At 35.4% G+C, this 12,194-nt stretch carries 11 protein-coding genes and 1 other RNA gene; 8 read left to right on the top strand and 4 right to left on the bottom strand.

The window, feature by feature from the left end; all coding sequences use genetic code 11:
- Positions 1–1,653, top strand: a 1,653-nt coding sequence (locus RT405_RS00205; RefSeq protein ID WP_313466697.1) for a UvrD-helicase domain-containing protein, incomplete at its 5' end; no start/stop codon positions are given.
- Positions 1,654–1,784: 131 nt separating this feature from the next.
- Here the strand turns inward: RT405_RS00205 and RT405_RS00200 are convergent.
- The 4 genes from RT405_RS00200 to RT405_RS00185 all read right to left on the bottom strand — a co-directional run bounded on the left by RT405_RS00200 (position 1,785) and on the right by RT405_RS00185 (position 4,334).
- Complete coding sequence (locus tag RT405_RS00200; RefSeq protein ID WP_035028749.1) at positions 1,785–2,246, bottom strand: universal stress protein; 462 nt, start codon at positions 2,244–2,246, stop codon at positions 1,785–1,787.
- Between the two features lie 135 nt (positions 2,247–2,381).
- On the bottom strand, positions 2,382–2,663 hold the full coding sequence (locus tag RT405_RS00195) for a hypothetical protein (RefSeq protein WP_313466696.1): 282 nt from the start codon (positions 2,661–2,663) through the stop codon (positions 2,382–2,384).
- A 112-nt stretch (positions 2,664–2,775) separates the two neighbouring features.
- Positions 2,776–2,964: non-coding RNA, 6S RNA (ssrS, locus tag RT405_RS00190), on the bottom strand.
- 89 nt (positions 2,965–3,053) lie between these two features.
- The gene (locus tag RT405_RS00185; protein WP_313466695.1) at positions 3,054–4,334 is read right to left on the bottom strand and encodes a replication-associated recombination protein A; all 1,281 of its coding nucleotides are present in this window, start codon (positions 4,332–4,334) and stop codon (positions 3,054–3,056) included.
- Between the two features lie 299 nt (positions 4,335–4,633).
- Between RT405_RS00185 and RT405_RS00180 the strand changes: the two genes are divergently transcribed.
- From RT405_RS00180 to RT405_RS00150, 7 genes are all read left to right on the top strand, one after another.
- Positions 4,634–5,731, top strand: a complete 1,098-nt coding sequence (locus RT405_RS00180) for a hypothetical protein (protein ID WP_313466694.1) — start codon at positions 4,634–4,636, stop codon at positions 5,729–5,731.
- Between the two features lie 21 nt (positions 5,732–5,752).
- On the top strand, positions 5,753–6,292 hold the full coding sequence (locus RT405_RS00175; protein WP_313466693.1) for an HAD family hydrolase: 540 nt from the start codon (positions 5,753–5,755) through the stop codon (positions 6,290–6,292).
- Positions 6,279–8,561 (top strand): bifunctional glutamate--cysteine ligase GshA/glutathione synthetase GshB, encoded by a 2,283-nt coding sequence (gene gshAB, locus RT405_RS00170; protein ID WP_313466692.1) that lies wholly within the window; start codon positions 6,279–6,281, stop codon positions 8,559–8,561. The genes RT405_RS00175 and gshAB overlap by 14 nt, the downstream gene beginning before the upstream one ends.
- Before the next feature lie 150 nt (positions 8,562–8,711).
- Positions 8,712–9,860, top strand: coding sequence for a cysteine desulfurase family protein (locus RT405_RS00165; protein ID WP_313466691.1), 1,149 nt, complete (start codon positions 8,712–8,714; stop codon positions 9,858–9,860).
- Positions 9,861–9,957: 97 nt separating this feature from the next.
- On the top strand, positions 9,958–10,299 hold the full coding sequence (locus RT405_RS00160; protein ID WP_313466690.1) for a cysteine desulfurase: 342 nt from the start codon (positions 9,958–9,960) through the stop codon (positions 10,297–10,299).
- 184 nt (positions 10,300–10,483) lie between these two features.
- A complete protein-coding gene (gene mnmA / locus RT405_RS00155; protein ID WP_313466689.1) occupies positions 10,484–11,608 on the top strand; it encodes a tRNA 2-thiouridine(34) synthase MnmA in 1,125 nt (374 codons plus the stop codon).
- 196 nt (positions 11,609–11,804) lie between these two features.
- The coding region (locus tag RT405_RS00150) for a tetratricopeptide repeat protein (protein ID WP_313466688.1) at positions 11,805–12,194 on the top strand (390 nt) is incomplete at its 3' end.

The raw sequence follows: 12,194 nt of genomic DNA, 5'->3' as shown, positions 1-12,194 counted from the left end.
CGTCAGTTTATTATTGAAAAAAATACATTGTTAAACTACTTTGATACATCTATCGCAATCCAAGATGATGTACTGTTAGAAGCATTAGAACAAGACTCGACAAAACAAATGAAAGACATCACTTCTACCATTCAGCAGGAACAGAATAGGATTATTCGTGATATGAAAAATTCTAATATTTTAGTGAACGGTGTAGCAGGTAGTGGGAAGACTTCAACAATCATGCAACGGATTGCATATTTATTGTATTCTTTGCGACAAGAAATTACATCAGATAATATTTTGATTTTATCACCCAATAATAAATTTATTGATTACCTATCAAAAATTTTGCCTTCACTGGGAGAACGCAATCCATTAAATATGACGCTCTTGCAACTAGTTGAGCGCTATTTATCTTTACCTTTAGAAAGTGAAGAGAGCTACTTTTCAAGAATTAGCCAAGAAGCAGTTGATTCTCAAACGGATGTATTAAGAAGTCTTAATTTTATAGAATATCTCAAAAAAGCTGATAGGCTTTTGTTATCTGTCACTACCTTTTTCAAAGATATCACTCATAATAATAAAGTGATCATTTCAAAAGAGAAGATCATAGAAATTTACCAATCAACTCCAGATCACGTTTCTATGATCCATAAAATTCAAGCCACAAAAAAACAATTAAGTCGTTATTGGGAAAAACGTATCAGGGTCCAAGCTAAAAACCGGTCTACACAAAATCAGATTTTGTCTTTATCTGAAGAGTTACAGCAAAAATATTTTGGAGAACTGATTACAGATGATTCGGAGGAGAGTGTATTTAAATATGGCAAAAAATTGCTAACAAAGAAGTACCATCGTGTGACAAAGAGTATTGATTCGACTACATGGATTGATACCAAAGCTCTTTTTGATCTTTTATATTTTGACTATCAAAAAGAAAGCTATATACATTCGAAAGAACATTTAAATTTAGATGAAGCGATTATTTGGCTTACTATTCAAAACACATTCATTGAAAAAATTGAGTGGCCACAAATGCGGTTTATCCTAATTGATGAAGCGCAAGATTATACACCAGCGCAAGTTAGTTTGCTTTCAGATTTATTCGTCAAAAGTGACTTTACGATGGTGGGCGATGAAAACCAAGCTATTTTTAATTCAGCGATTACCTTCCAAGAGATCAACGAAATTTTTGAAACTCATCAAAAGCAAGTTCAACGATATGATTTACTTAATAGTTATCGTTCCAGCGGAGCGATAACAAAACTATTCAGCCAACTTTCGAATTCCAATCAACAGATGGAGATTGCGGCGGTACGTCCAAAAGGAAATGATCCTCAATTTTTTGAAATGGGCAATAACCAAAACAGTATGAATTTATTTAGTCTCCTTTTAAATCAGCTAAAAGGAGAGAGACTGACGATTATTACTAAGACTGAAACAGAAGCGGAAAGGCTAAGAGTTCTGCTAGAAGACTCTCCTATTATTGATGTGTTACCGATTAGTTTATCCAAAGGATTGGAATTTGATAATGTACTCCTTTATAACGTTTCGGATGATCACTATTCAACCGAAAGGGACCAAAAAATTCTATACACCGCTATTTCAAGAGGAATGAAGAATCTTTTTATCACCTATGAATGTAAATTGAGCAGATTGTTAACCATATAAATAACGGATCAAGTATTTTTTAGTATTATAGTTGCCTTTTTAATCTTCAACAATGATAAAAAATTAGTTGATTTTGAATGCTAAAAAAAGACCTTGAAAAATATATTCAAGGTCTTTTTTGGATTAAATAATTATGATTCCTTTTTATTTTCTAAATCAGTTCTGACAATCAATACGTCACAAGAAGCATGGCGGATAACATACTCAGAAACAGAGCCGATGAAAATACGTTCTACAGCATTTAATCCAGTTGCACCTAAAAGGATCAAATCAATGTTTTTATCTTCAGGGATTTGTTTGGCAATCAGAACTTTTGGAGAACCGTATTCAATAGAATAGCTGATATCTGCAACACGATGATTTTTAGCATAGCGCACATATTCCTCTAGAGTTGTAGTCGCTTGGTCTTTAGCTTTTTCAGCCATTGAACCATCAAAAGTAGAAATGCTTTGGAAAGCTCGTGTATCAATAACATGTACTAATACCAAAGTTGAGTTATTTCGTACAGCTACTTGCACAGCTTTTTTAAAAGCTAATTCCGCTTCTTTTGAACCGTCAATCGCTACTAAAATTCGATTGTATTGTTGTAACATATAAACCACTCCATCCTAATAAGATTTTATTAACTTTTCTGCCAACTTATTTCTATTTCTATTGTACCCTAAATAAATCCGTTTTCATAGAGATTACATTTCAGAAAGAACATAAAAATTTTGCTTACATACATGTCACATAAAATAATTCAAGCCAAATACAAAGGCAAGCACAATCAAACAAACGAGTCCAAGTAGTATCAAAGCAAGCCAAATTGGATGGTAAAAGATTAAAAAGAGCGCGAAGAATCCATTGATCGCTAATAAAATTCCGATAACTGAAAAAAAAGATTGGGCAAGGCGATTTTTTTCATCTTGCTTTTTAGTGATAAAAACAGCAGCTTTTCCGCTGAATAAAAAATAAGCCAAATAAAATATCAAAAAAGAAAAAATGCCAAATAAAATAGATAGCAGCATTTATTTCACTCCTTTCTCTAGTACTAGAAACTACCGTATGTATGAGAAGAGCCTAACATAAGAAAAAAGCCATTCAATGAAGAATGGCTTTCAAAGTTTTTCAACTTTAGTTAAGAAATCCGGTGATGCCGTTGATACGTCCAGGTTGTATTGAACCCGCAATTAGCAGGTGGGCTCCGCTGTCAAACAGCTAACTACCAAGTGAAAAGGCTTGTTATTTGTTTGAATTCAGTTAGGATCCCAAGGTATTATTAATTGTTCGGTCAACACATGTTGGACATGACGAACATCTCAGAAATCTTATCCTTATAGTAGCACACGCCTATAAAGCTGTCAATAAATTAGGTTAGGTTTAAGCACCGTTATCGCAGTAGAATAAGAAAGAAAACGTTATTTCTTTTGCTTTTTTATTTGATTTATTTTATCGTATTGCTGAGCTAATGCATCTTCATATTTGCCTGTATGATTCGGATGGTAATACACTGCTTTTGTTAATTTATCAGGAAGGTACTGTTGATTTACCCATGCACCTGGAAAATCATGAGGGTATTTATAATTTAGTCCTCTTCCTAAATTTTTTGCACCACTATAATGAGAGTCCCTTAAATGATCAGGCACATCTCCGCTTTTGCCTGCCCGAATATCTTCTAAGGCAGCATCAATCGCTACATAAGATGAATTCGATTTTGGCGAAAGACACAGATCCACTACAGTATTAGCCAAAGGGATCCTAGCTTCTGGAAAACCCAATTTTTCAGCTGCTTGGACTGCTGTTACTGTTCGTTGAGCAGCAGCGGGATTCGCCAATCCGATATCTTCGTAAGCAATGACCATTAATCTTCTTGAAATGCTTGGAAGATCTCCTGCTTCGATTAACCGCCCTAAATAATGAAGTGCAGCATTTACATCACTGCCGCGAATAGATTTTTGTAAAGCTGAAATCACATCATAATGAGCATCACCATCTTTATCATGCGTTAAGGCTTTACGCTGAATGCATTCTTCAACGATATCTAATGTAATATGAATAACTCCATTTTCATCAGGTTCTGTAGATTTAACGGCCAATTCCAATCCATTCAATGCGCTTCTTAAGTCTCCATTAGTTGCACGAGAAAGATGCAATAAAGCTTTTTCTTGCAAGGCCACTGATTCGTTACCTAAGCCGCGTTCTTTATCTTTCAAGGCCCGGAGCAGAGCAGATTGAATGTCTTCAATAGAAAGAGGTTTTAATTCAAAAATTTGGGTCCTACTCCGAATTGCAGGATTAATAGTAATATAAGGGTTTTCAGTGGTTGCACCAATCATAATAATACGTCCGCTTTCTAAATGCGGCAATAAAAAATCTTGTTTGGGTTTATCAAGACGATGCACTTCATCTAGTAACAGAATAACTGAACCACTCATTTTTGCTTCTTCTGCGACAATCTGTAAATCTTTTTTAGTATCGGTAGCCGCATTCAAAATACGAAAAGCATATTGGGTAGAGCCAGCAATTGCGCTGGCGATACTAGTTTTGCCAATTCCTGGCGGACCGTATAAGATCATAGAGGAAAGCATCTTGGCATCTACCATTCGCTGAATGATTTTCCCAGGGCCAACCAAATGAGATTGTCCGACGATTTGATCTATGCGAGTCGGCCGCATGCGAAACGCTAAGGGCTTATTCAAAAAAGGACCTCCTTAAAAACTCTTTCTACCTAGTATATCATTTTAAAAGCTCAGCTTCTACTCATAAGGAACGTTTGTTTGCTTTATTTTAATTGCTTTTTTGTAAGTAGAATAGTCTGGAATTCTCCCTATTAGCTAGAAATTATGCTATCATAAATGAGTATAAATGCAGGAATAATTGCAAAATGCTTTTATCTGTAGTTTAACCGAATGTTTTTTTCTGAAGCCAACAGTTTTATGCAAAGGTTTGGCAACATAATCATGATACTATTTCTAGATATACTGAAGGAGTGAAGTAGATGAGAGAGAAGTTAAAGTTAAAAGAGCAGAGCAAGTCAGCTTCTGATACTTCTCAAGAAACAGCCCTTTATTTAACTAAATTGCAAGCTGAGGAGATCTTAAATGAGGCTTATCAGCAAACAGAAGGCATCTACTGTGATATTCAATATCAATTGACAGAATTAAAAAAAGCAATTAAAGAATATAAAGTGGTGCTTAAACAAGAGAAAGAGAAAAAAAGCCGAAATTTAAAAGAGTATATAGCTGTACTAGAACTTACTTATGTTTTAAAACAACAAGCATTGAAAAAAACTTTTGCAGAAAGCAAAAGGAACTTAATGGAGGAAGCAGCTAAAGAAGAAAAAACAATAAAAGAAGCTGTTCAAAAAAAATCAGCTGCATTAGAAAAAGAAGTTGCTGCGAAAAGAAGGGCATATCAAAAATTAGCAGAAAAAGAATTTGAACAGTTGGAAAAAGAAAAAGAACGTTTTTTGCTGTATCAAGCACAAATTAAAGAACAGCTGGAGAATAAAGAAAAAAATTTGTTTTATGCTATACAAAAAAAACAAGATGAGTATCTTTTACGTGAACAGGAATTACAGAATCAAATGTATTATTACCGTGGTCAAGACAACAAAAGAAAAATAAAGAATTTCAGAACCAGCTTAGTTATTTTTTTATTAGCTAGTTTGGCTATTATTTGGTTGTCTTTTTTACACCCGATTTCATTTCTCCCAATTTTTTTGTTTATTTTGATTGCATGTCTGGCAGCTTATTTGATTTGTACGAACTTACTTGAAGGAAAAACAGGAAAAGAAGCAAACGAACTTTTATCCTACAACAGTAGTTTAGTAGAAAATAATGCAGCATTAAAAGAAGAGATAGCAGGACTTGAAGAAGATTTAAAAAAAGTACTTAGTGAAAAAGCTCATGTTGAAAAAACCGATCGGTCAATCACCGACCACTTTCAATTTTTAAAAATCATGCAACAAGATTTGAAAGAATCAGAAATGAATCGGAAAGTGTTGGAGTCTGAAAATGCAGCTTTACGAAAATATTTAATTTCACAAGACTCGATAAATGAGGACGGTTCACTAAAAGAATCTAGGAATCGTTAAGATAATTAAGGAGAGTTTAAAATGAGTAAACGATCTGCCTATGAACAAACTCAAGAGTTCCATACAGTTTTTCATCCTTCGGAAAATAAAACTCCAACAGCCTTTACACCTGAGGAAGCTTTATCAAGGGCAGTTTTTTCAACTGAAGAGATCATAGAGTTTCTGTATGCAAGCGTCTCTGGAGATCTCTCTGCTTTTGATAAGCTTTTCTCTCAATGGCAAAAGGAAGTGAACCAAACGCTTACTAAAATAAGAACTGAACAAAAAACAGTGGAATCAAATTTAATTGGACAAGTTGACGCTTTGACAGATGCCAATTATTTTAATTATGGTTCATTTGTTTTGATGGGAGTGGATCCTGAGCCTATTTTTTCAATCGTTCATGAAGCGAATATGGGAAAATTGTTTTCGGATGGCAAACCACATTACCGAGAATCAGATGGCAAAGTAATGAAGCCAGAAAATTGGGAAAGAGATTTTGCTCCTGAACCAAAAATCCGAGCTGAAATCGAACGACAAATCAATGAAAAAAAGAGGGAAGAATTGCATGAAGACAATTAAAGAAAACATTAAAGAAATAAAAATGGAGAATGCATTTTATCAAGCTGTTTATGGGATAGAAAAAGAAGGGTTGCGTACCTTATCCTCTGGGAAACTAGCTTTAACAGAACATCCACGACAATTTGGAAATCGGTCATTTCATCCGTATATTCAAACCGATTTTAGTGAATCTCAATTGGAGTTTATTACTTCGCCAGTTACTTCAATTCCCGAAACTCATCGTTGGTTAAGCGCTCTTCATGATGTGGCCTTGAGAACAATTCCTGAAGATGAATACATCTGGCCAATGAGTATGCCAGTAACGCTGCCAGAAGAAGAAGCTATTCCAGTGGCTAATCTAGAAAAACGTGAAGATGTTAATTATCGATGTTATTTAGCAGAAAAATATGGTAAAACTAAGCAAATGTTGAGCGGCGTACATTATAACTTTGAATTCGACAAAGAATTTATTGAGCGGTTGTATCAAAATCAAACAGATATTTTAAACCCGATAGAATTTAAATCAGCTGTTTATTTGAAGTTAGCTAAGAATTTTCTGCGCTATCAGTGGCTGCTAACTTACCTTTTAGGGGCTGCTCCTACAGGTGATGAAACTTTTTTTAAAAATGACCAGCAGGGAAACAGCGCACCGCGAGATTATATCAGAAGTATCCGAAGTAGTCATTATGGTTATGCCAATTCAGATGATGTCTCTATTTCGTTTGAAACAGTAGCTAATTATGTTGCTGATTTAGAAGAAGCAGTGAGTGAAGGGAAATTAAGTGAAGAAAGAGAATTCTATTCAGGTGTTCGCTTAAGAGGAACAAAAACAGCTCACGAATTATTGACAGAAGGGATTTCATATGTAGAGTTAAGAATCTTTGACTTAAACCCTTTTGATGCTTTTGGGATGTCAGAACAGGACATGCAATTTGTTCATCTTTTTTGTATGTTGATGGTCTGGAAAGAGGATACAGCAACGATGGCTGAAGTTAGAGAAGGGAAAAAGATGAGCGATGCCATTGCTTTAGAGCACCCTAATGACGTAACCCGCTTTCAAAATGAAGGATTGGATTTAATTGCTCAAATGGATGAAATGGTTAGAGAAACGAATGGAACTGAGGTACAGCTTGACTGTATCCAACAAGCAAAAAGCCAACTCATTCATCCAGAAGAAACGATTGCTGCACGAATGATCAAAGGAATTGAAGAAGCTGGATCGTACTTGTCTTTTGGTATGAAGTTAGCTCAACACTACAAAAAAGAGGCCCTTAAGCACCCTTACTCATTAAGAGGCTTTTCGAACATGGAAATGTCGACCCAATTATTGCTTTTTGATGCGCTTCAAAAAGGATTAAAAGTAGATATCTTAGATGAATCTGAACAATTTCTAAAGTTAGATTATCAAAAGCACAGTGAATATGTAAAAAATGCGAATATGACATCCAAAGATACGTATATTGCTCCTTTGATTATGGAAAATAAAACTGTCACAAAAAAAGTTTTAGCTGAAGCTGGATTTAAAGTTCCGGTAGGAGAAGAATACCATACGAAAGCTGAAGCTGAAGAGAACTATTGGCAATATGAGAACAAAGGGATTGTAGTAAAACCTAAATCAACTAATTATGGAGTAGGGATCTCTATCTTTAAAGAAGGAGCAAGTTTTGAAGATTATCAATCAGCAATGGATTTTGCCTTTAAAGAAGATTCTGCTGTGTTAGTTGAAGAATTTATAGAAGGAACAGAATACCGCTTTTTCGTATTAGATGATCAAGTAGCGGCTATCTTATTACGCGTGCCCGCTAATGTTGTAGGAGACGGGAAACACACCGTGAAAGAGTTAGTCACAGAAAAAAATAAAAATCCTTTACGCGGAACGAATCATCGTGCGCCTTTAGAAGAAATTCAGCTTGGAGAAATTGAACAACTGATGCTAAAAGGACAAGGATTTACAATTGACAGTATCCCAGAAAATGGAAAACGTGTTTATTTACGTGAAAATTCGAATATTAGCACTGGCGGAGATTCCATTGATATGACAGACTTGATCGATGACACGTATAAAGATGCTGCCGTAAAAATGACAAAGACAATTGGTGCCAAGGTTTGTGGAGTGGATTTGATTATACCTGATTACCAAAAACCATCTACAGCGGACTATCCGGGCTATACTGTAATTGAAGCAAATTTTAATCCAGCAATGCATATGCATGCTTTTGTTTCTGAAGGTAAAGGCCGACCGTTAACAATGGGAATCTTGAAAATGCTGTTTCCGGAAATAATAAACTAATTCTTGATGCAGAAGATGGTAGAAATGAAAGGAATCAACCAATAAATACATTATAAAATAACCGATTTGCTTATGCTATTTTGTCTATTGTCGAAGAGAAAAAATAGTGGTAAAATTTTAAGAATCAAAAAATAGTCACGGAGGGGCAATATGGAAAAAATTTATTTAGATCATGCTGCAACTAGTCCGGTACACCCAGAAGTGATAGAAGTCGTCTATGAAACAATGAAAAATCATTATGGAAATGCTTCAAGTATTCATCAATTTGGACGAGACAGTCGGCGGATAATGGATGAGGCTAAGCAGACTTTTGCTGAGAGTATTGGAGCTAAAGCAAACGAAATCGTCATAACAAGCGGCGGAACAGAAAGTGATAATACAGCTATTTTAGAAACAGCATTTTCTCGCCAAACGGAAGGAAAACATTTGATTACAACGGCTGTTGAACACCATGCAGTGTTAAAACCAATGGAATACTTGGAATCAATCGGGTTTGAAGTAACGTATTTGCCGGTAGATCAACAGGGAAAAGTCGATCCAGAACAAGTCAGGGCAGCCTTACGAAGTGACACGATATTAGTTTCCATTATGTATGGAAATAATGAAGTAGGTGCCCTAACGGATATTGCTGCTATTGGAGAGATCATTCATGAAAGTGAGTCGTCAGCATTCTTCCATACAGATGCAGTACAAGCTTATGGGTTAGAAACGATTGATGTTAAGCGCGATCATATTGATCTGCTTTCTACTTCAAGTCACAAAATCAATGGACCTAAAGGGATAGGCTTTTTGTACATTAATGAGAAAATCCATTTGCCTAGTTTTATGCTAGGCGGTGAACAAGAAACAAAACGCAGAGCTGGAACAGAAAATATACCAGCTATTGCAGGATTTCAAAAAGCTGTTGAAATTGCACAGATAGAAAAAGAAGCACGCAAAACAGCTTATCATAATTACCGGAATCAGTTGCTAGGACGATTAGAAGATGCGGGTATCGAATTTGAAGTAAACGGCGATCCAACTGTTCATTTGGCTCATATCATCAGTATTTGGTTTGTTGGAGTTTCTTCAGAAAAGTTACTACTGCTGTTGGATTTAGCCGGTATTGCTATTTCAGCTGGATCCGCTTGTACAGCGGGGAATATTGATCCTAGTCATGTATTAACAGCTATGTACGGTGAAAGAAGCCCGCGGATCAACGAATCTGTTCGGATTAGTTTTGGTTTAGGAACAACTTCTAAAAGTATTGACCAATTAGCAGATGAATTGATAAAAGTAATTAACCAGTTAAAAAAGTAGTTAAAATAGGTGAAGAATGGGAAAAGCATCTAGAGTATCATTAGAATGAACATGCTGATGTAAAAAGAATGAAAAATAAAAGATGAGGTGAATGGAAGTGGCATTTACAAAAACAGCGAAACTTCAGGGATCAACAGACACGTATGCTGTTAACCCTGCTGTGAAACGTTATACATTACGAGATAATGGATTTGAAGAAGCAAAAACTGGGAACTTTCAATACATTCGTTCGTTAGATGATAACTCATTAAATAAACAAGGAATAAAATTGAAAGTAATGGTATCAAGTGATTTAACTCAGTTAAAACTTTCAACGACTACTCATAATGGATTGAGAGCAGTTAACATTTACAATGGAGAAGCTTTTATTAAAATTCGAGAAAAATATGAATTCATTATGCAGAATTTTGTGGAACAAGGTATTTTTATTAAAGAGTAAATCAGCTGCATAAAAGAGGATGAACCATTGTTGTTTTCTTTTATGCGGTTTTTTATTTTTTAGCTTTCTTATCAAACAGCTGCCTTGCTTTCTTTCAAAAAGTTAGTATAATGATTAAGACTGAAAAAATGCGACCTTCAAATCGTTAAGATTTTCAGAATCTATTTGAAATGATGGTGATAGAATGAAAGACAACAGCAATACTCGTGTCGTAGTCGGCATGAGCGGTGGAGTTGACTCATCCGTTACAGCTTTATTATTGAAACAACAAGGCTATGATGTTGTGGGTATTTTTATGAAAAATTGGGATGATACAGATGAGTTTGGGGTATGTACAGCTACTCAAGACTACAATGATGTAGCTCTTGTAGCGAACCAAATTGGAGTTCCTTATTATTCTGTTAATTTTGAAAAACAATATTGGGATAAAGTGTTTCAATACTTTTTAGATGAATACAAAAAAGGCCGGACACCTAATCCGGATGTCATGTGTAATAAAGAAATTAAATTCAAAGCGTTCTTAGATTATGCAACTGAGTTAGGTGCAGATTATGTTGCAACTGGTCATTATGCCCAAGTTGAACGAGATGAAAATGGCGTGACGCATATGCTCAGAGGCGTGGATAATAATAAAGACCAAACCTATTTTTTAAATCAATTATCTCAAGAACAACTATCAAAAGTTTTATTCCCCTTAGGTGGAATGGAAAAGTCTGAAGTGCGTAAAATTGCTGAAGAAGCGAGCTTGGCTACTGCTAAGAAAAAAGACTCAACCGGAGTTTGTTTTATTGGCGAACGCGATTTCAAAAAATTCTTAATGACTTATTTGCCGGCACAACCCGGGAAAATGGTAACTCCTGATGGAGAAGTAAAAGGACAGCATGATGGATTGATGTACTACACGATTGGACAACGTCAAGGATTAGGTATTGGCGGCGGCGGAAAATCTAGCGAACCCTGGTTTGTCATTGGAAAAGATTTAGCAACAAACACGCTTTATGTTGGGCAAGGATTCCATCATGAATGGTTATACGCAACGCACTTAAACGCGTCAGATGTTCATTTTACAGTTAATGAAGACATGCCGAAAATAATTAAATGTACGGCCAAATTCCGTTATCGTCAAGCGGATACAGCAGTTACTGTTCACTTAAATGAAGATGGAACAACCGCAACAGTGGAATTTGATGAACCTGTACGAGCTATCACTCCAGGACAAGCCGTTGTATTTTATAATGGAATGGAATGTTTAGGCGGCGGAACCATTGATGCAGCTTACAATGAAACGAAAGAATTGCAATATGTTTAAAAGTCTTGAGGACGCGCGCGTTTTAGCGTATTGACCTCGAACGACTAACTAGTACTATAAATAGGTTACGTGTAAGCATCTTAATGGGCTTACACGTAATTTTTTTGTTGCTTTTTCTAAAAGGGATTTTTTCCTTGAGTAGAAAAATAGGCTGTTTTGATGTAGAATAGTAAGAGTTGTAAAAGGAGTGAACAAAATGAATCGGAATCACAAAGCTTTTCAATTATGGGAACAAGGAAAATTAAACGAAGCGATCCGATTATTGTTTGAGGAAATTGAAGAACAAACTGAAAATAGTGATAGTTACTGTAATTTAGCCTCTATTTTAATTTTAGCTAAAAAATACGAAGATGCTCAAGCAGTTTTAGAAACGGCTCTTCAAAAATACCCCAATCACCTAGAATTGCTCTATACTTTTGGGAATTTGTATTATTACAAAAATATGCCTGAAAAAAGCCTCGTGTACTTTGAACGTGTTTTTCAGTCAGAAGAAACCAGTTTAAAAAATGATGCTGTGATTATGATAGGTCAATGTTATTTAATGTTAGAAAATCCTAAAAAAGCCCTTGTTTATTTACTAGTAGCC

Origin of the sequence: Carnobacterium sp., assembly GCF_032094055.1 — a bacterium.
GTDB lineage: Bacteria > Bacillota > Bacilli > Lactobacillales > Carnobacteriaceae > Carnobacterium_A.
This window is presented reverse-complemented; position numbering and strand designations above follow the sequence as displayed.